Source organism: Burkholderia sp. KBS0801, assembly GCF_005937855.2.
GTDB classification, from domain to species: Bacteria; Pseudomonadota; Gammaproteobacteria; order Burkholderiales; family Burkholderiaceae; genus Burkholderia; species Burkholderia ambifaria.
In genome coordinates this window covers 104,647-123,438 of the sequence record NZ_CP042177.1, presented here as the reverse complement: position 1 = coordinate 123,438, position 18,792 = coordinate 104,647, and the positions used below count along the sequence as shown (strand labels likewise).

The window sequence follows — 18,792 nt, the reverse complement described above, 5'->3', positions numbered from 1 at the left end:
GCATCCCGCGAAGCCTTATTCCATAAGGCTGCTATTCAAATTCCCAAACCATAGCGAGACAATTCGACCGATACAGGGCTCTACCGCGCTGCAACGTGGAAAATGTGCATAAGTCAAGTCTTGACAAGCGATGAATCGGCAACCGGTGCGGGCTTGCGCCCTGTTTAGTGCCGACTGCGAAACGCCGTCACGCCGCGGTGCAGCATGACGGCGCTTGCGCTCAGCCCGCCGCTCCGCTAAGGATCTTGCGGCTGTGGCTGTGCACTTCGTCGACGAGTTCGGCGACGTGATCCGGCGACGTGAACTGCGAAATGCCGTGGCCAAGGTTGAATACGTGGCCCGGATGATTGCCGTAGCTGTCGAGTACCGCGCGCGCCTGCTCGCGCACCGCGGCCGGCGGTGCAAAGAGGATCGTCGGGTCGAGGTTGCCCTGCAGCGCAACGCGCCCCGCGACGCGCTCGCGCGCGGCGCCGAGGTTGACCGTCCAGTCGAGCCCGACCGCGTCGACGCCGGTCGCCGCGATTTCCTCGAGCCACAGCCCGCCGCCCTTCGTGAACGTGATCACCGGCACGCGCTCGCCGTCGTGCTCGCGCTTGAGCTGGCCGACCACGCGGCGGATGTAGTCGAGCGAGAAGCGCTGGTATGCGCCGTCCGCCAGCGCGCCGCCCCACGTATCGAAGATCATCACGGCCTGCGCGCCGGCTTCGATCTGCGCGTTCAGGTACGCGGCCACGGCCTGCGCGTTCACGTCGAGGATCCGGTGCATCAGGTCGGGGCGCGAATACGCCATCGACTTCACCGTGCGGAAATCGTCCGACCCGCCGCCTTCGACCATGTAGCACGCGAGCGTCCACGGGCTGCCCGAGAAGCCGATCAGCGGCACGCGCTGGCGCCCCTGGCCGTCGGTCAGCGCACGGCGGATCTCGCGCACGGCGCCCGTCACGTAGCCCAGCGTCGCTTCGATGTCCGGCACCGCGAGCTTCGCGACGTCGGCCTCGGTGCGCACCGGATGCGCGAACTTCGGCCCTTCGCCGACCTGGAAGTCGAGGCCGAGACCCATCGCGTCGGGAATCGTCAGGATGTCCGAGAACAGGATCGCGGCGTCGAGCGGGAACCGCTCGAGCGGCTGCAGCGTCACTTCGGTCGCGTAGTCGGGATTCTTCGCGAGGCCGAGGAAGCTGCCGGCGCGCGCGCGCGTCGCGTTGTATTCGGGCAGGTAGCGGCCGGCCTGGCGCATCAGCCAGATCGGCGTGTAGTCGGTCGGCTCGCGCAGAAGCGCACGCAGGAAGGTGTCGTTGAGCAGGTTATGGGCCACGGTAGGAGCGACGATGCGAAGGCAAAGCGGCATTTTACCGGAGCGGGGCCCCGCCGCTGCGTATGCCGATGCGATGGCGGCCATATGACGCGCGCGAGGGCTCCGTTATGATCGGACGCTGATATCAACCCGAACGAAGGAGGAGACCGATGAAGACATTCGCCCCGCTGGCCGCGCTCGCCGCCGCCACCCTGCTGTGCTGCACCGCCGCGCACGCTCAGACCGCCGCAGCCGCGTCCCCCGCCCCCAGCGCCAACGCCGGCTCGCGCCTCGACGACGTGCTCGCCCGCGGCACGCTGCGCGTGTGCACGACAGGCGACTACAAGCCGTATTCGTACTACCGGACGGACGGCCGCTTCGAGGGCATCGACATCGACATGGGCGAATCGCTCGCGAAATCGCTCGGCGTGAAGGCCGACTTCGTGAAGACGAGCTGGTCGAACCTCACCAACGACTTCGTCGCGAAATGCGATATCGCGGTGGGCGGCATATCGACGACGCTCGAGCGCCAGAAGCGCGTGTTCTTCACGCAACCGTACGTGGTCGACGGCAAGACGGCGATCGCGCGCTGCGCGGATGTCGACAAGTACCAGACCGTCGCGCAGATCGACCGGCCCGAGACCCGCGTGATCGTGAACCCCGGCGGCACCAACGAGCGCTTCGCGAAGCAGTTCTTCACGCACGCGAACCTCACCGTCTATCCCGACAACGTGACGATCTTCAAGCAGATCCTCGCGGGCAAGGCAGACGTGATGGTGACGGACGCGTCCGAGACGCTGCTGCAGCAAAAGCTGAATCCGGGCCTCTGCTCGGTGCATCCGGACAAGCCGTTCCAGTTCGGCGAGAAGGCGTACATGGTGCCGCGCGGCGACGTCGCGTTCCAGCAGTATGTCGACCAGTGGCTGCACCTTGCGCTGTCGAGCGGCGAGTACCAGGCGATTTCCGACAAGTGGCTGAAATAAGCGTGATCGCGCACGACGAGGGCGGCCGATAACGCTCACCGACCCCGCGTCCCTGACACCGAATGCGAAGCGCCGTTACACATTGGCGCGGGACGCGGTGGTCGCAAAACCGTGAAACTGGCCGAATGGCCGACTATCGCGGCGGTCGATCACGTTTCAAAATCTTTCCGACGAATGAATCGTCATACGCGGTAGCTGCCATGCGATGCACGTTCGGTCGTGTAAATCGGCAATTCGCCGACGCCGATACGCATGAAAAACGCATTGCGCGCACACGATAAAAACTCTGCGGAAACGATAAGTAAATATGACCATTTTCAGGATCCCGAAAACAGCAAAAAATCCCGGAAAGCCTTATCTGACGGGCGTTACAACCTGAAACACTTTGTTACCGCGAGGGGTCATTAATTCGCCCACAATGGGCCTCAACGGTTTCAACACGGATGCGGTCTCGTGTGCCAAGTGTGAGCGGACGCGAAGCGCTGCGAGCCAGTCGGTCACGTACCGAAGCCCTTCCGAGGGGCATCCCTGTTGGAGTCGTTTCCGGCCCCCGCCGGACACGGTTTCATCTTTGGTCTCCTCGCGCTAACCCCGTAGCGTGTGGTTTTTAGCGGGCTAATAAGCCCGCTTTTTTTCGTCCATCGAAAACGCAGCGCCCCGCAGGCCGCCGCGCTTTTCCCGACTCCGGGCCGCCCGTCGTTTCAAGCGGTCTTCTGCACGTCGAGCTTCAGTTCCTCGATCATCCGTTCGCGCATCACGAACTTCTGCACCTTGCCCGTCACCGTCATCGGCAGCTCGTCGACGAAGCGGATGTAGCGCGGAATCTTGTAGTGCGCGATCTGGCCATTGCAGAACGCACGCACGTCGTCCTCCGACATCTGCTCGTCCGCACGCAGCACGATCCACGCGCATAGCTCCTCTCCGTACTTCGCATCGGGCACGCCGAACACCTGCGCGCTCTGAATCTTCGGATGCCTGAACAGGAATTCCTCGATCTCGCGCGGATACACGTTCTCGCCGCCGCGGATCACCATGTCCTTCAGCCGGCCCACGATGTTGCAGTAGCCATCCGCATCGAGCGTCGCGAGATCGCCCGTATGCATCCAGCCGTCGACCAGCACCTCGCGCGTCTTCGCGTCGTCGTCCCAGTAGCCGAGCATCACCGAATAGCCCTTCGTGCACAGCTCGCCCGTCGCGCCGACCGGCACGATGCGCCCTTCCGGATCGACGATCTTCACTTCCAGATGCGGCTGAATGCGGCCGACCGTCGTCGTGCGCTTCTCGAGCGGATCGTCGGTCGAGCTCTGGAACGACACGGGGCTCGTCTCCGTCATCCCGTACGCGATGGTGATCTCCGACAGATGCATCTGCGACACGACGCGCTTCATCGTCTCGATCGGGCACGGCGAGCCGGCCATGATCCCGGTGCGCAGCGTCGACAGGTCGAATTTCGCGAATTCCGGATGATCGAGTTCCGCGATGAACATCGTCGGCACGCCGTGCAGCGCGGTGCAGCGTTCGTCGGCGACGGCCGCGAGCGTCGCGACCGGATCGAACGCCTCGCCGGGGAACACCATCGCCGCGCCCTTCGATACGCACGCGAGCACGGCCAGCACCATCCCGAAGCAGTGATACAACGGCACCGGAATGCACAGCGCGTCCTGCTCGCTGAACCGCATCGCCATCGCGATGAAGCGCGCGTTGTTGACGACGTTGCGGTGCGTGAGCGTCGCGCCCTTCGGGCTGCCGGTCGTGCCGCTCGTGAACTGGATGTTGATCGGATCGGTGGCCGCGAGCGTCGCGCCGATCGCATCGAGCCGCGCGACGTCGAGCGTATCGCGGCCGCGCGCCATCACGTCCGCGAAGCGGAACATGCCGGCCGGCGCGACTTCTCCCATCGACACGACCGTGCGCAGGCTCGGCACGCGCGCCGCCCGCAGGTCGCCCGGCGTCGCGCTCGCGAGCTCCGGCGCGATGGTCTGCAGCATCTCGACGTAGGCCGACGTCTTGAAGCGCTCGGCCGCGATCACGGCCTTGCAGCCGACCTTGTTCAGCGCATATTCGAGTTCCGCGAGCCGGTAGGCCGGATTGATGTTGACGAGGACCGCGCCGAGGCGCGCGGTCGCGAATTGCGTGAGCAGCCATTCGCTGCGGTTCGGCGACCAGATGCCGACGCAATCGCCTTTCACGATCCCCAGCGCGGCCAGGCCGGCCGCGAGCACGTCGACCTCGTGCACGAACTCGCGCCAGGTCCAGCGCACCTGCTGTTCGCGGAACACGACGGCCGGACGATCGGGAAAGCGGCCGGCCGTGTCGAGCAGGAACCGGCTGATGGTCGCTTCGGATAGCGGCACGTCGGTCGCGCCGCGCACGTACGACAGTCCGTTTTCGGGCGCGATCAGCGCCCCCACGTCAAGGTCTGCTGCCATCGATGTCTCCGTCCGTTTTTGTCTGATCGGCCCGGCACGCGGCTCACGCGCGCCTGCTCCGCCGCGAGTGCGGCGGACCGCCTCTGCACGCATGATGCCGCGCGCCGCTGACGATACTCTGACATCAAATCGCGGCGCACGGACGAAATAGCACGACCGGACGATACGATCCGGCCCGCAAAAAAACAGACGAAAACGACGGACGAAAAAAAGCAGCCCGAAGGCTGCTTTCTTACGCGGGATACGCGGCGGCTTAGTGCCGGCTACGAATCTTCGCGAGGCGCTGGATCGCCTCGAGCTGCGCCATCGCGGTCGCGAGCTCGGATTGCGCCTTTGCGAGGTCGAGGTCAGACTTCGCGTTCTGCAGCGTTTCCTCGGCACGCTTGCGCGCTTCCTCGGCTTTCGCCGCATCGAGGTCCTTGCCGCGGATCGCGGTGTCGGCGAGCACCGTCACGGCGCCCGGCTGCACTTCGAGAATGCCGCCCGCGACGAACACGAATTCGTCGTTGCCGCCCTCGACTTCGATGCGCACCGCACCCGGACGAATCCGCGTGATCAGCGGCGTGTGGCCCGGCAGAATGCCCAGCTCACCCGTTTCGCCCGGCAGCGCGACGAATTTCGCCTCGCCCGAGAAGATCTGCTCTTCCGCGCTGACGACGTCTACTTTGATGGTTGCCATATGAACTCCTGTCGATCGGAGTGAGCGCTTCAGCGCTGACTCCGATCCCATGCACGGCGGGTTGAGCGTGTCGCGTGGGCTCCGATCCGCGAAAAGATACCATCATGGTATCCATCGCGGACGCACGGCGCCCGCTGCGTTACGCCCGCCCCTTACGAGATCTTCTTGGCCTTTTCGAAGGCTTCGTCGATCGTGCCGACCATGTAGAACGCCTGTTCCGGCAGGTGGTCGCACTCGCCGTCGACGATCATCTTGAAGCCACGGATCGTTTCCTTCAGCGGCACGTACTTGCCCGGCGAACCCGTGAACACTTCAGCGACGTGGAACGGCTGCGACAGGAAACGCTGGATCTTACGCGCACGTGCGACCGACAGCTTGTCTTCCGGCGACAGTTCGTCCATGCCCAGAATCGCGATGATGTCGCGCAGTTCCTTGTAGCGCTGCAGCGTCTGCTGAACGCGACGGGTGATCGAGTAGTGCTCTTCACCGATCACGTTCGGGTCGATCTGGCGCGACGTGGAGTCGAGCGGGTCGACCGCCGGGTAGATACCCAGCGAAGCGATGTCACGCGACAGAACGACGGTTGCGTCCAGGTGGCCGAAGGTCGTGGCCGGCGACGGGTCGGTCAAGTCATCCGCAGGGACGTACACGGCCTGAACCGACGTAATCGAGCCCTTCTTGGTCGACGTGATGCGTTCCTGCAGCTTGCCCATTTCTTCAGCCAGCGTCGGCTGATAGCCCACTGCCGACGGCATACGGCCGAGCAGTGCCGACACTTCGGTACCGGCCAGCGTGAAACGGTAGATGTTGTCGACGAAGAACAGCACGTCGAGGCCTTCGTCACGGAAGTGCTCGGCCATCGTCAGGCCGGTCAGCGCGACGCGCAGACGGTTGCCCGGCGGCTCGTTCATCTGGCCGTACACCAGCGCGACCTTGTCGAGAACGTTCGAGTCCTTCATTTCGTGGTAGAAGTCGTTCCCTTCACGGGTACGCTCGCCCACGCCCGCGAACACGGAGTAACCACCGTGTTCCTTCGCGATGTTGTTGATGAGCTCCATCATGTTGACGGTCTTGCCCACGCCAGCACCGCCGAACAGGCCAACCTTGCCGCCCTTCGCGAACGGGCAGATCAGGTCGATGACCTTGATACCCGTTTCGAGCAGTTCGGTCGACGGCGACAGTTCGTCGAACGCCGGAGCCTTCTGGTGGATCGAACGCGTATGTTCGCTTTCGATCGGGCCGGCTTCGTCGATCGGACGGCCGAGCACGTCCATGATACGGCCGAGGGTCGGCTTGCCGACCGGCACCGAAATCGGTTTTGCCGTGTTCTTCACGGTCAGGCCGCGGCGCAGGCCGTCGGATGCACCCAGACAAATGGTACGGACCACGCCGTCACCCAGCTGCTGCTGGACTTCGAGCGTCAGTTCCGAGCCATCGAGAATGAGCGCGTCGTAGATCTTCGGCATGCTCTCGCGCGGGAATTCCACGTCGATAACGGCGCCGATGCACTGTACGATCTTGCCTTCTACCAAAGCAGCAGTACTCATCGCTTTTCCTTTAAATACCTGATTCTTTACTCGCGCAAAGGCGCAGTTGTCGTCCCGGGCGCGCGCTTAAACAGCGGCTGCGCCGCCGACGATCTCCGACAGTTCTTTCGTAATCGCGGCCTGGCGGCTCTTGTTGTATACGAGCTGCAGTTCGCTGATCACCGTCTTCGCGTTGTCGGACGCGGCCTTCATCGCGACCATCCGCGCCGATTGCTCGGACGCCATGTTCTCCGCGACAGCCTGGTAAACCAGCGCCTCGACGTAACGCACGAGCAGTTCGTCGACGACTGCCTGCGCGTCCGGCTCGTAGATGTAATCCCACGACGTGGCCGGCGTACCGTCATCGGCCTCGAAGTGCTCCGACGACAGCGGCAGCAACTGCTCGATCACGGCTTCCTGCTTCATCGTGTTGACGAAGCGCGTGTAAGCGATATAAACCGCCGACAGCTTGCCTTCCGAGTACAGGTCGAGCTGCGTCTTCACGGCGCCGATCAGCTTGTCCAGATGCGGGGTGTCGCCGAGGTGCACGACCTGCGACATCACCTTCGCGCCGAAGCGGTTCAGGAACCCGAGGCCCTTGCTACCGATCGCGGTGGCTTCGACCTTCTGGCCCTTCTCTTCCAGCTCCTTGAACTTCTGCACCGTCGCACGCAGCACGTTGGTGTTCAGACCACCGCACAGACCCTTGTCCGTCGTGACAAGGATGATGCCGGCCGTCGTCGCGCCGTCGTTCGCCACCATGAACGGGTGGCGGTACTCCGGGTTCGCACGGCTCATGTGCGCGGCGATGGCTCGGACCTTGTCCGCGTACGGACGAGCGGCGCGCATGCGTTCCTGCGCGCGGCGCATCTTCGATGCGGCCACCATCTCCATCGCCTTCGTGATCTTGCGCGTGTTTTGCACGCTCTTGATCTTGCCGCGAATTTCCTTCATTCCAGCCATAGCTTGCTCCTTGACCGAAGCGGCGCGGGCACATCAGCACCCGCGCGGCCTCAGTGTGTCACTCGCGGATCAATAGGCACCCGACTTCTTGAAGGACTCGATCGCCGCGCGCAGCGCGCCTTCGTCGTCCTTCGAGAGATCCTTGGTGTCTTCGATGCGCTTGATGAGGTCAGCGTGGCTGGTCTTCAGGTTGTCGCGCAGGCCCTTCTCGAACGGCAGCACTTGCTTCACGTCGAGATCGTCGAGGTAGCCGTTGTTCGCGGCGTACAGCGACACGGCCAGTTCCCACACCTGCAGCGGCTGGTACTGCGGCTGCTTCAGCAGTTCCGTCACGCGGCGGCCGCGCTCGAGCTGCTTGCGGGTCGCTTCGTCGAGGTCCGATGCGAACTGCGCGAATGCCGCCAGTTCACGGTACTGCGCGAGGTCGGTACGGATACCGCCCGACAGCTTCTTCACGACCTTCGTCTGAGCGGCGCCGCCGACGCGCGACACCGACACGCCGGCGTTGATTGCCGGGCGGATGCCTGCGTTGAACAGGTCGGTTTCCAGGAAGATCTGGCCGTCGGTGATCGAGATCACGTTCGTCGGAACGAACGCGGTCACGTCGCCAGCCTGCGTTTCGATGACCGGCAGTGCCGTCAGCGAGCCGCTCTTGCCCTTCACTTCGCCGTTCGTGAACTTCTCGACGTACTCTTCCGACACGCGAGCAGCACGCTCGAGCAGACGCGAGTGCAGATAGAACACGTCACCCGGGTAGGCTTCACGGCCCGGCGGGCGGCGCAGCAGCAGCGAGATCTGACGGTATGCCCACGCTTGCTTGGTCAAGTCGTCATAGATGATCAGCGCGTCTTGACCGCGGTCGCGGAAGTATTCGCCCATCGTGCAGCCGGCGTACGGTGCGAGGTACTGCATCGCGGCCGAATCCGAGGCCGAAGCGGCGACGACGATCGTGTATTCCATCGCGCCCGTTTCTTCGAGCTTGCGCACCACGTTCATGATCGACGAAGCCTTCTGGCCGATCGCGACGTAGATACAGACCAGGTCCTTGCCCTTCTGGTTGATGATCGCGTCGATCGCCACCGCGGTCTTGCCGCACTGACGGTCGCCGATGATCAGCTCACGCTGGCCACGGCCGATCGGCACCATCGCGTCGATCGACTTGATGCCCGTCTGCACCGGCTGCGACACCGACTTACGCCAGATCACGCCCGGAGCGATCTTTTCGATCGCGTCGGTCAGCTTCGCGTTGACCGGGCCCTTGCCGTCGATCGGGTTGCCGAGCGCGTCGACCACGCGGCCGACGAGTTCCGGACCCACCGGGACTTCGAGAATGCGGCCCGTCGTCTTGACGACGTCGCCTTCCGAGATGTGTTCGTATTCGCCGAGAATCACAGCGCCGACCGAGTCGCGCTCGAGGTTCAGCGCGAGGCCGAACGTGTTGCCCGGAAACTCGAGCATTTCGCCCTGCATCACGTCCGACAGGCCGTGGATGCGCACGATACCGTCGGTCACGGAGATCACGGTGCCCTGGTTGCGAACGTCTGCGCTCGCTTCAAGGCCCTGGATCCGGCTCTTGATCAGCTCGCTGATCTCAGAGGGATTGAGTTGCATTATTCGCTCCTGATAGTCAATTCTGTTGCGTGCCGGCGTGGCGCTCAGGCGGTCAAGGCAGCCTGCATCGATGCGAGGCGCGCGCGAACCGAGGTGTCGAGCACTTCGTCGCCGACCGTCACGCGCACGCCGCCGATCAGCGACGAATCGACTTCGACCGTCGGCTTCAGCTTGCGCTTGAACTTGCGTTCGAGGCCAGAGACGAGACTTTCGAGATCCGCGCCGTTCAGCGGGAACGCGCTCACGATCTCGGCGTCGGCTGCACCTTCACGTTCGTTCTTGAGCGCCTCGAACTGCTCGGCGATTTCCGGCAGCAGCGCGATACGATGATTGTCGACCAGCATCTGCACGAAGTTCTTCGCTTCCGCGCCGGCCGCGACCGGCGACTTCACCGCAGCAAGCAGCAGCTCGACCACTTGCGTGCGCGTCACCTTCGGGCTCGACGCGACCGACAGCACTTCCGGCAGACGCGCAACCTGGGCCAGCTCTTGCACGAGCGTGGACCAGGCGGCGATGTCACCTCCCTCGGCCACGCGGAACAGCGCTTCTGCGTAAGGGCGGGCGATGGTTGCAAGTTCGGCCATGATCAGAGCTCGGCTTTCAGTTGATTCAGCAGTTGGGCGTGGGCCGTTTGATCGACTTCGCGCTTCAGGATCTGCTCGGCGCCCTTCACGGCCAGCGAGGCGACTTCGCCACGCAGCGCTTCGCGCGCCTTCACGATTTGCTGTTCTGCTTCCGCCTTCGCCTGGGCGACGATGCGGGCGGCTTCAGCCTGGGCGTTGGCCTTGATTTCCTCGGCGACCGCCTGGGCACGCTTTTCAGCGTCGGCGATGCGCTGCTGGCCGTCGTTGCGGGCCTGCGCGAGTTCCTGGTCCACGCGCTTGTGCGCTGCGTCGAGTTCCGCCTTGCCCTTCTCCGCGGCGGCGAGGCCGTCGGCGATCTTCTTCGAACGTTCGTCGAGGGCGTTGATCAACGGCGGCCACACGAATTTCATCGTGAACCACGCGAGGACCAGGAACACGACCATTTGCGCAAACAGAGTTGCGTTGAGATTCACGGTGTTTCCTTATCTGCTATCCGGAAAAATGAAACGGTAAGGCGCTCATCGAGTTGCATTCGATCAGCGCCCCAAGTCTCCGTTCCGCCCTGCGCCGGCTTGCGCCGGGCGCATATTTCCGAGGAACCTTAGCCTGCGAGCTTCGACAGGAGCGGGTTCGCGAACGCGAACAGCATTGCGACACCAACACCGATCAGGAATGCAGCGTCGATCAGGCCGGCCAGCAGGAACATCTTCGTTTGCAGCGGGTTGATGAGTTCCGGCTGACGTGCGCACGCTTCGATGTACTTGCCACCCATCAGCGCGATACCGATACAGGCGCCGATTGCACCCAGGCCGATGATGATGCCGATACCGATGGCGGTCAGACCCTGGATGTTGGCGATGTAAGCTTGCATGATCACTCCTTTGTGAAAAGACTTGGAACTGAGATTTAAAAAACTAAAACGAAGACTCTTTGTTGCACGCCGCGCTTAGTGCTTGTCGTGCGCCTGGCCGAGATACACCAGCGTCAGCATCATGAAAATGAATGCCTGCAACAGAACAATCAGGATGTGGAAGATTGCCCAGACGCTGCCCGCGATCACGTGACCAATGAAGCCGAGGAACGTTGCGTCGCCACCGAAGCTCCACATGCTGCCGAGCAGGGCGATCAACAGGAACAACAGCTCACCCGCGTACATGTTGCCGAACAGCCGCATGCCGAGCGAAACGGTCTTTGCGACGTATTCGACGATGTTGAGCGCGAGGTTGGGGATCCACAGCAGCGGGTGGCCGCCGAACGGGGCCGACAGCAGCTCATGCACGAAGCCGCCCGCGCCCTTGATCTTGATGCTGTAGTAGATCATCAGGACGAACACGCCGAGCGCGATGCCGAGCGTGCCGTTCAGGTCGGCCGTCGGGACGATGCGATGGTGGGAAATCACGTCCGACAGACCGAGCAGGCCGATCACGCGGCCCGGCAGGTCGACCGGGAGGAAGTCGAGGGAGTTCATCAGCGTGACCCACACGAACACCGTGAGGGCGAGCGGCGCGATGAACGTACGATTGCCGTGGACGATGGCCTTCGACTGGTCTTCGACCATTTCGACGAGCATCTCGATCGCGCACTGGAAACGGCCCGGCACGCCCGACGTCGCCTTGCGGGCGGCCAGACGCAGCACGAGGATCGTCACGATGCCGCACACGATCGACCAGAACAGCGTATCGAGATTCCAGACGTGGATATCGAAAATCGACGTCTGATGCGAGGTGGAGAAATTCTGCAAGTGGTGCGCAATGTACTCGGACGGATCCGGACGCGTGCCTTCGCTAGCTGCCATATCGTTAATGCCACCCAAATTGTCGAAAATCGTTTTGCCCCGTTCCGCAATACGCTATTGCGGGAACGGGCCGGTGCGGTTCGTTGTCGAAACCGCACGCTGCTTGTTTCTTACCGCCAGGCCAGCGCGATCCAGTACGTCTTCAGCACGACGAGGTACGTGACCAGGAACGGCACCCAGTGCACGCCGGCCCAGCCGAACGCCACTGCTGCAAACATCCCGATCGTCAGGCCGAGCTTCAGGGCTTCGCCCATCACCCAGCTCATGACGGTGGCCGAGCCACCTGCCTTCAGTCGTGCCACGAACAACGCGCTTGGCACCCAGCCGATCGCCCCGCCCAGAAACGCGGACTGCGCAGCGGCGCCCGGCGACTTTGAAAACAGCCACCACGCCAGCGTTGCAACCAGGGACAAGACCACCTGCGCGGCCACCACCTTGGAGGGGGTCACGCGCGATGGCTTGCTCACGTTCGGACCGAACAGCCTCTCGGCTTCCGTCCGCGTGAGCGGAACGATGTTGTTATCTTGCTGCTCGGCATCCCAGTCGTCGGCCTCGGACTCGCGCCGTTCGCCGGCCGCTGAAGCGGTGCGTTGCGCTCGGTGATCATCGTGCCTGTCGTTCGGCGCCTGACCCGCCATCGCAATTTTCCGCAAAATCCTTGAACCCGGCCCCAGACTTTCCGAAAGCTTTCAGGGGTGCCTAGCTAACAAATCCGGGCGATTGTAAGCGATAGTTGCAAGTGATTCAAGGCTTTAGACGCGACAAAAACCTGTGCAAAACGACGCCTCATCATGTGAAAAACGCGCGAATCGACGACGTACGATGACAGTTGTAAGGTCGCTTTCCCGCACCGGTATTTCTTGCCCGAAAAAGTGCGGCGACCGGGAAATGACGCGACATCGATGCCTGGCACGGGCGTCATCGACGCGACGCGATCGCAGCAGGAATGCTGCTGTGACGCGACCGCGGAAAACGGCCCGGCGCAACGATGCGGAACGACGGAAATAGCGCGACCATGCGTTGGGCGCGACGCGCGAAATGCGCTCGGCCGCGAGCGGGCCGATGCTCGCAATCAGTTGTTGTGCCGCCACAGAATATCGACTGTGAATCGCCGCACTTATCAACAGCCCGCCTCACAACAGCCGGGAACGCCGTGCGCCCTCCCCGTCACGCTTGCAGCACGCCTGCACCGCAGGCGGCCGCACCCCTCAACCGTGAACGAGCAACCACGCCCCCAGTGCCGCGCTCGCGATCGCGAACGGAATCGACACCAGGTGAAACGGCAGCCACATGCGCGGCTCCTTCGCGAGACGCACCGCGATCAGGTTCGCGAGCGAACTGATCGCGAAACCGAAGCCGCCGACCGATACGCCGAACGCGAGCGCACGCCAGTCGTGCGTGAATTCCGACAGCAGGATGGCCGCCGGCACGTTGCTGATTCCCTGTGACAGCACCACACCTGCCCCGAACACACGCAGCGGCGAATCGAGATGGGTCCGCGCGATCGCGTCGTGCACGACGGGCAGCGCGGCCGCGCTGCGCAGCACGACGAACATCAGCACGAAGATCAGCAGCAGCAGCCAGTCGATCTTCAGGACTGCGTCGCGTTTTGCCACCAGCAGCGCGATCACGACGGCGAACAGCGCCGGCACCGGATGATGCGCGTCGGCCAGCAGCACGAACGCACCGAACAGCACCGCCGCGAGCAGCGCGTGCATGCGCTGCACGGGAACGGGCTCGACGTCGCCCGACAGGTCGAGCGGTTTCGCGCGAAACGCGCACGCCGTCAGCACGAGCAGCAGCGCCATCAGCGCCAGCGCGAGCGGACCGAGCGTGACGACGAAGCGGCCGAACGACATGCCGCTCAATTGCCACAGGAAAAGGTTCTGGGGATTGCCGAGCGGCGTCGCGACGGACCCCGCGTTGACGGCCAGCGCGACCACGATCACGAGCCGCCGGAACGGCAGCGGCGTCAGCGCGCGCAGCGACACCATCAACGGCACGACGACGAACAGCGCGACGTCGTTGGTGAGCCACATCGCGAGTGCCGCCGCGAACACGACGAGCAGCATCGCGAGCCCGCGCTCGGAATGCACGTGATGCACGATGCGATGCGCGAGCCACATCAGGCATCCGGACAACTCGAGCGCCTTGGTCAGCATCAGCAGGCCCGCGAGCGTCGCGACGGTCTGCCAGTCCACGCGCCCGGCCAGCGCGGCGATTGGTTGCGGATGCAACCATTGCAGAATGATCAGTGCAAGCGCCAGTACCGACAGCACCGGCTCCTTCAACAGCCAGGCAAGCCAACGGCGTGGCGCCGCCGCGCCCGTGTTCTCTATCAATCGCGCCTCGTTACTCTTCGGTCGCGACGTTGCCGCGCAGGCGCACGAGAATGCCCTCGAGCGCATCGAGGTTGCCGAAATCGATCATCACCTGCCCTCGCCCGCGGCGGCCGAGCTTGATCTTCACCGTCGATGCGAGCAGGTCGGACAACTCCTCTTCGAGACGGCGCGTGTCGCGGCCGCCGTCATCCTTCGCGCGCGCCTTCACCGTCGGCGCTTCCTTCGTCGTGTGCGCGACCAGCTTCTCGGTCTCGCGCACCGACATGCGCTTGTTGACGACCTGATGCGCGAGCGTGATCTGCGTCGCCGCGTCGACCGCGAGCAGCGCACGCGCGTGGCCCATGTCAAGATCGCCGGCCAGCAACATCGTCTGCACCGGCGCGGCGAGATTCAGCAGGCGCAGCAGGTTCGACACCGCGCTGCGCGAACGGCCGACCGATTCGGCCGCCTGTTCGTGCGTGAAACCGAACTCGTCGAGCAGGCGCTGGATACCGTGCGCCTCTTCCAGCGGGTTAAGGTCCTCGCGCTGGATGTTCTCGATCAGCGCCATCGCAGCGGCAGCCTGATCGGATACGTCCTTCACGAGCACCGGCACTTCGTCGAGACCGGCCAGGCGTGCCGCGCGGAAACGTCGCTCGCCGGCGATGATCTCGTATTTGTCAGACGAAATGGGCCGCACCAGGATCGGCTGCATCACGCCTTGCGCGCGAATGCTGGCCGCCAGTTCCTGCAGGCTGCCTTCGTCCATCCGGGTCCGCGGCTGGTACTTGCCGGCCTGCAGCTTGCCGAGCGCGAGCGTGTTCGGCGCCCCTTCGATCTTCACCGCTTCGGTGATGTCCGCACTGCCGCCGAGCAGCGCTTCGAGGCCACGTCCCAAGCCCTTCTTCTTTGGTACCGCGTTCATGTCTTTCTTCCTCGCTTCGCTCATGTCCGGATCACGACACCTCGAACGCGCGCACGCGGTCGATCATCTCGGCACCGAATTGGATATACGCCTGCGCACCGCGCGAGTTGCGGTCGAACACGACGCCCGGCAACCCGTAACTCGGCGCTTCCGCCAGGCGCACGTTGCGCGGGATCACCGCGTCGAACACCTTGTCGCCGAAGTGCGCTTTCAGTTGATCGGAGACTTGCTGCTGCAGCGTGATGCGCGGATCGAACATCACGCGCAGCAAGCCGATGATCTTCAGGTCGCGGTTCATGTTCGCGTGAACCTGCTTGATCGTGTTGACGAGATCCGACAGCCCTTCCAGCGCGAAGTACTCGCACTGCATCGGGATCACGACGCCATGTGCCGCGCACAGTCCGTTCAGCGTCAGCAGCGACAGCGTCGGCGGGCAATCGATCAGCACGAAGTCGTAGTCGTCGGCCACGCGCTCGAGCGCAGCCTTCAGCCGACGCTCGCGGTTGTCGATGCCGATCAGCTCGATCTCGGCACCGGACAGCTCGCGGTTGGCCGGCAGCACGTCGTACGTGACGCCCTCCGGACGCACGCGCGCGTCCATCACCGATACGCCGTCGATCAGCACTTCGTACACGGTCGACTCGCAGGCGGCCTTGTCGATCCCGCTGCCCATCGTCGCGTTGCCCTGCGGGTCGAGATCGATCAGCAGGACTCGTTGCTCCTGCGCTGCAAGGCTTGCGGCGAGATTGACCGATGTCGTCGTCTTGCCGACGCCCCCCTTCTGGTTCGCAACGCAGAAGATCTTTGCCATCGTTGGTGTGTTCCCTTTACCTTCAAACAAACGGCGCGCTACCGCGCGCCTTCAATTCGCCTCGTCGACGACCACCTCGATCAGGTGCCGTTCGGCATCGAGCATCGGTACTGCAAGCCGCATCGTCTGCTTTACACGGCTGCCTTCCGGCAGTCGTGCAATTTCGTCGTCCGGGTGAACACCCTTCATTGCCCAGATCGAGCCGCCGGGCGCGACGAGATGACGAGCAAGTTTAACGAAGTCGGATAGATCCGCGAAGGCGCGGGACACGATCATGTCGAATTTTTCCGGCACTTCGACACCGGGCTGCAGCAATTCGACCCGCCCGGTGACGACCGACAGGTTCGCGAGCTTCAGCTCCGCGCGCATTTGCGTCTGGAATGCAGACTTTTTCTGCACGATATCGTTCAACGTCACCTGCCAGTCCGGCTGGACGATCGCCAGCACAATGCCGGGCAGCCCGCCGCCCGAACCCACGTCGAGCACGCGCGCCGATGCACGGTCGCGCAGATGCGGAACGATGGAGAGCGAATCGAGAATGTGCTGGATCAGCATCTGCTTCGGGTCGCGGATCGCGGTCAGGTTGTAGACCGCGTTCCATTTCCCGAGCAGCGCGACATAGTCGAGCAGCTGGTTGCGTTGTGCATCCGTCAATGCGATGTCGAGCGCGGCCGTGCCGTCGACGAGCATCTGTTCAAGTACGTCCCGATTAACCGCCGGCGCGCGACGCGCCGTCATTGTTGCGTCGGGACGGTGCCGTCCCCCTGCTCCGTCGCCTCTGCGGCGGCGCCGTTACGACGGCCAAGGCCACGGCGTTTCAGGTGCACCATCAGCAACGAGATCGCAGCCGGCGTGACGCCCGAGATCCGCGAGGCCTGGCCGATCGTTTCCGGCCGGAACTCGTTGAGCTTCTGGCTCACTTCGAACGACAGGCCGCGAACCTCGCGGTAGTCGATACCGTCCGGCAGGCGCGTGTTCTCGTTCGCATCGTTGCGCTCGATCTCGCTCGCTTGTCGCTCGATATAGCCCTGATATTTGATGCCAATCTCGACCTGCTCCTTGATCTGCTCGAGCAGCACCGGATCGTCGGCCAGCGGTTCGGCCGGCGCGCATTCGCCACCCTTCAGGCTGCACACGCCGTCGTAGCTGATGCCCGGGCGGCGCAGCAGCTCCGCGAGGCTGTACTCGTGATCGATCGCCTTGCCGAGCAAAGCCGTCGCCTCCTCCGGCGGCAGCGTTTTCGGCGTGACCCACGTCGACTTCAGGCGTTCGGTTTCACGTGAAACAGCGTCGCGCTTTCGGCTGAATGCGTCCCAGCGCGCGTCGTCGACGAGCCCCAGTTCGCGGCCGATCTCGGTCAGACGCATGTCCGCGTTGTCTTCGCGTAGGCTCAGGCGGTACTCCGCACGGCTCGTGAACATCCGGTACGGCTCGGCCACGCCGCGCGTGACGAGGTCGTCGACCAGCACGCCAAGGTAGGCCTGGTCGCGACGCGGGCACCATGCGTCCTTCTCCTGTACATAGCGCCCGGCGTTCAGGCCAGCCAGCAGACCTTGTGCGGCCGCTTCTTCGTAGCCGGTCGTGCCGTTGATCTGGCCCGCAAAGAACAGCCCGTTGATCGCCTTCGTTTCGAGCGACGCCTTCAGCGCACGCGGGTCGAAGTAGTCGTACTCGATCGCGTAGCCGGGGCGCAGGATGTGCGCGTTCTCGAGGCCGCGCATCGAGTGCACGAGCTCGAGCTGCACGTCGAACGGCAGGCTCGTCGAAATCCCGTTCGGGTAGAACTCGTTGGTCGTCAGCCCTTCCGGCTCCAGGAAGATCTGGTGCGATTCCTTCGACGCGAACCGGTGAATCTTGTCCTCGATCGACGGGCAGTAACGCGGGCCGACGCCTTCGATCACGCCTGTATACATAGGCGAACGGTCGAGGCCGCCGCGGATGATGTCGTGCGTGCGCTCGTTGGTATGCGTGACCCAGCACGGCAGCTGCTGCGGATGCTGCTCCGCCCGGCCCAGGAACGAGAACACGGGAATCGGATCGAGGTCGCCCGGCTGCTCGTCCAGCTTCGAAAAGTCGATCGAGCGGCCGTCGATACGCGGCGGCGTACCGGTCTTCAGGCGGCCCTGCGGCAGCTTCAGCTCCTTCAGGCGCGCGGACAACGACACGGCCGCCGGATCGCCCGCGCGACCGCCCGTATAGTTGTTCAGACCGACGTGGATCTTGCCGTCGAGGAACGTCCCCGCAGTCAGCACCACCGCACGCGCGCGGAAGCGGATGCCGATCTGCGTGACGGCGCCGACCACGCGGTCGCCTTCGACCATCAGGTCGTCGACGGCCTGCTGGAACAGCCACAGGTTCGGCTGATTCTCGAGCCGATGGCGGATCGCGGCCTTGTACAGGATGCGGTCGGCCTGGGCGCGCGTCGCGCGCACGGCCGGGCCCTTCGACGAATTGAGGATCCGGAACTGAATACCGCTTTCGTCCGTCGCGGCAGCCATCGCACCGCCGAGCGCGTCGACTTCCTTGACCAGATGGCCCTTGCCAATGCCGCCGATCGACGGATTGCAGCTCATCTGCCCGAGCGTTTCGATGTTATGGGTCAGCAGCAGCGTCTTCGCACCCATACGGGCCGATGCCAACGCGGCTTCCGTGCCGGCGTGCCCGCCACCGACAACGATGACGTCAAATTCTGTGGGAAAAAGCATGGTGGATTCCGCGCACAGGACTGTGCACGAACCTATCTGAGAAATGTATGGGGCGAATTATAGCGGGTTCGCTTTTCACCCGAAGGCCATCCGAATGGTAGGGCCCGTTCATTTCGGCGTTTTTTTTGGCCGATCGGCCGAGCTGTGCGGTCCCACCCTGCTACGG

17 protein-coding genes are annotated in these 18,792 nt (G+C 63.8%); 1 reads left to right on the top strand and 16 read right to left on the bottom strand.

All coding sequences use genetic code 11. From position 1 onward, the window contains the following. Positions 1-220: 220 nt before the first annotated feature. Entirely contained in the window at positions 221-1,315 is a 1,095-nt protein-coding gene (hemE, locus tag FFI87_RS00585; RefSeq protein WP_279607256.1) for a uroporphyrinogen decarboxylase, read from the bottom strand. Positions 1,316-1,464: 149 nt separating this feature from the next. Here hemE and FFI87_RS00580 point away from each other — a divergent pair, with 149 nt between their 5' ends. Further along, a complete protein-coding gene (locus tag FFI87_RS00580) occupies positions 1,465-2,277 on the top strand; it encodes a transporter substrate-binding domain-containing protein (protein WP_138846897.1) in 813 nt (270 codons plus the stop codon). 701 nt (positions 2,278-2,978) lie between these two features. Here the strand turns inward: FFI87_RS00580 and FFI87_RS00570 are convergent. The 15 genes from FFI87_RS00570 to mnmG form a co-directional block, all read right to left on the bottom strand. Beyond that, complete coding sequence (locus FFI87_RS00570) at positions 2,979-4,706, bottom strand: AMP-binding protein (RefSeq protein ID WP_138846898.1); 1,728 nt, start codon at positions 4,704-4,706, stop codon at positions 2,979-2,981. A 253-nt stretch (positions 4,707-4,959) separates the two neighbouring features. Beyond that, positions 4,960-5,385 (bottom strand): F0F1 ATP synthase subunit epsilon, encoded by a 426-nt coding sequence (locus FFI87_RS00565; protein ID WP_006477288.1) that lies wholly within the window; start codon positions 5,383-5,385, stop codon positions 4,960-4,962. Between the two features lie 152 nt (positions 5,386-5,537). Continuing rightward, entirely contained in the window at positions 5,538-6,932 is a 1,395-nt protein-coding gene (gene atpD / locus FFI87_RS00560; RefSeq protein WP_012362765.1) for a F0F1 ATP synthase subunit beta, read from the bottom strand. A 66-nt stretch (positions 6,933-6,998) separates the two neighbouring features. Continuing rightward, positions 6,999-7,874, bottom strand: a complete 876-nt coding sequence (atpG, locus tag FFI87_RS00555; RefSeq protein WP_006751770.1) for a F0F1 ATP synthase subunit gamma — start codon at positions 7,872-7,874, stop codon at positions 6,999-7,001. A 69-nt stretch (positions 7,875-7,943) separates the two neighbouring features. Beyond that, entirely contained in the window at positions 7,944-9,485 is a 1,542-nt protein-coding gene (gene atpA, locus FFI87_RS00550; protein WP_011655619.1) for a F0F1 ATP synthase subunit alpha, read from the bottom strand. A 44-nt stretch (positions 9,486-9,529) separates the two neighbouring features. After that, a complete protein-coding gene (locus FFI87_RS00545) occupies positions 9,530-10,069 on the bottom strand; it encodes a F0F1 ATP synthase subunit delta (protein WP_006756468.1) in 540 nt (179 codons plus the stop codon). Positions 10,070-10,071: 2 nt separating this feature from the next. Then, positions 10,072-10,542: a F0F1 ATP synthase subunit B gene (locus FFI87_RS00540; protein ID WP_006751767.1), complete on the bottom strand. Its 471-nt coding sequence runs from the start codon at positions 10,540-10,542 to the stop codon at positions 10,072-10,074. A 128-nt stretch (positions 10,543-10,670) separates the two neighbouring features. Further along, complete coding sequence (gene atpE / locus FFI87_RS00535; RefSeq protein WP_006482730.1) at positions 10,671-10,940, bottom strand: F0F1 ATP synthase subunit C; 270 nt, start codon at positions 10,938-10,940, stop codon at positions 10,671-10,673. A 75-nt stretch (positions 10,941-11,015) separates the two neighbouring features. Then, on the bottom strand, positions 11,016-11,864 hold the full coding sequence (gene atpB / locus FFI87_RS00530; protein ID WP_011655618.1) for a F0F1 ATP synthase subunit A: 849 nt from the start codon (positions 11,862-11,864) through the stop codon (positions 11,016-11,018). Between the two features lie 110 nt (positions 11,865-11,974). After that, complete coding sequence (locus tag FFI87_RS00525; RefSeq protein WP_138846899.1) at positions 11,975-12,502, bottom strand: ATP synthase subunit I; 528 nt, start codon at positions 12,500-12,502, stop codon at positions 11,975-11,977. Between the two features lie 570 nt (positions 12,503-13,072). Next, the gene (locus FFI87_RS00520; protein WP_186381718.1) at positions 13,073-14,203 is read right to left on the bottom strand and encodes an SLC13 family permease; all 1,131 of its coding nucleotides are present in this window, start codon (positions 14,201-14,203) and stop codon (positions 13,073-13,075) included. 13 nt (positions 14,204-14,216) lie between these two features. Next, complete coding sequence (locus FFI87_RS00515) at positions 14,217-15,110, bottom strand: ParB/RepB/Spo0J family partition protein (RefSeq protein ID WP_006751763.1); 894 nt, start codon at positions 15,108-15,110, stop codon at positions 14,217-14,219. A 31-nt stretch (positions 15,111-15,141) separates the two neighbouring features. After that, positions 15,142-15,921 (bottom strand): ParA family protein, encoded by a 780-nt coding sequence (locus FFI87_RS00510; RefSeq protein WP_012362763.1) that lies wholly within the window; start codon positions 15,919-15,921, stop codon positions 15,142-15,144. Positions 15,922-15,972: 51 nt separating this feature from the next. After that, positions 15,973-16,659 (bottom strand): 16S rRNA (guanine(527)-N(7))-methyltransferase RsmG, encoded by a 687-nt coding sequence (gene rsmG / locus FFI87_RS00505; protein WP_012362762.1) that lies wholly within the window; start codon positions 16,657-16,659, stop codon positions 15,973-15,975. Beyond that, complete coding sequence (gene mnmG, locus FFI87_RS00500) at positions 16,656-18,626, bottom strand: tRNA uridine-5-carboxymethylaminomethyl(34) synthesis enzyme MnmG (protein ID WP_138846901.1); 1,971 nt, start codon at positions 18,624-18,626, stop codon at positions 16,656-16,658. The genes rsmG and mnmG overlap by 4 nt, the downstream gene beginning before the upstream one ends. Positions 18,627-18,792 lie beyond the last annotated feature (166 nt).

What these genes read in the sequence shown, in the direction of transcription:
- FFI87_RS00580 (WP_138846897.1), top strand. Translation starts at nt 1,465, where the DNA reads ATGAAGACATTCGCCCCGCTGGCCGCGCTCGCCGCCGCCACCCTGCTG.
- FFI87_RS00570 (WP_138846898.1), bottom strand. Translation starts at nt 4,706, where the DNA reads ATGGCAGCAGACCTTGACGTGGGGGCGCTGATCGCGCCCGAAAACGGA.
- FFI87_RS00565 (WP_006477288.1), bottom strand. Translation starts at nt 5,385, where the DNA reads ATGGCAACCATCAAAGTAGACGTCGTCAGCGCGGAAGAGCAGATCTTC.
- atpD (WP_012362765.1), bottom strand. Translation starts at nt 6,932, where the DNA reads ATGAGTACTGCTGCTTTGGTAGAAGGCAAGATCGTACAGTGCATCGGC.
- atpG (WP_006751770.1), bottom strand. Translation starts at nt 7,874, where the DNA reads ATGGCTGGAATGAAGGAAATTCGCGGCAAGATCAAGAGCGTGCAAAAC.
- atpA (WP_011655619.1), bottom strand. Translation starts at nt 9,485, where the DNA reads ATGCAACTCAATCCCTCTGAGATCAGCGAGCTGATCAAGAGCCGGATC.
- FFI87_RS00545 (WP_006756468.1), bottom strand. Translation starts at nt 10,069, where the DNA reads ATGGCCGAACTTGCAACCATCGCCCGCCCTTACGCAGAAGCGCTGTTC.
- atpE (WP_006482730.1), bottom strand. Translation starts at nt 10,940, where the DNA reads ATGCAAGCTTACATCGCCAACATCCAGGGTCTGACCGCCATCGGTATC.
- atpB (WP_011655618.1), bottom strand. Translation starts at nt 11,864, where the DNA reads ATGGCAGCTAGCGAAGGCACGCGTCCGGATCCGTCCGAGTACATTGCG.
- FFI87_RS00525 (WP_138846899.1), bottom strand. Translation starts at nt 12,502, where the DNA reads ATGGCGGGTCAGGCGCCGAACGACAGGCACGATGATCACCGAGCGCAA.
- FFI87_RS00515 (WP_006751763.1), bottom strand. Translation starts at nt 15,110, where the DNA reads ATGAACGCGGTACCAAAGAAGAAGGGCTTGGGACGTGGCCTCGAAGCG.
- FFI87_RS00510 (WP_012362763.1), bottom strand. Translation starts at nt 15,921, where the DNA reads ATGGCAAAGATCTTCTGCGTTGCGAACCAGAAGGGGGGCGTCGGCAAG.
- rsmG (WP_012362762.1), bottom strand. Translation starts at nt 16,659, where the DNA reads ATGACGGCGCGTCGCGCGCCGGCGGTTAATCGGGACGTACTTGAACAG.
- mnmG (WP_138846901.1), bottom strand. Translation starts at nt 18,626, where the DNA reads ATGCTTTTTCCCACAGAATTTGACGTCATCGTTGTCGGTGGCGGGCAC.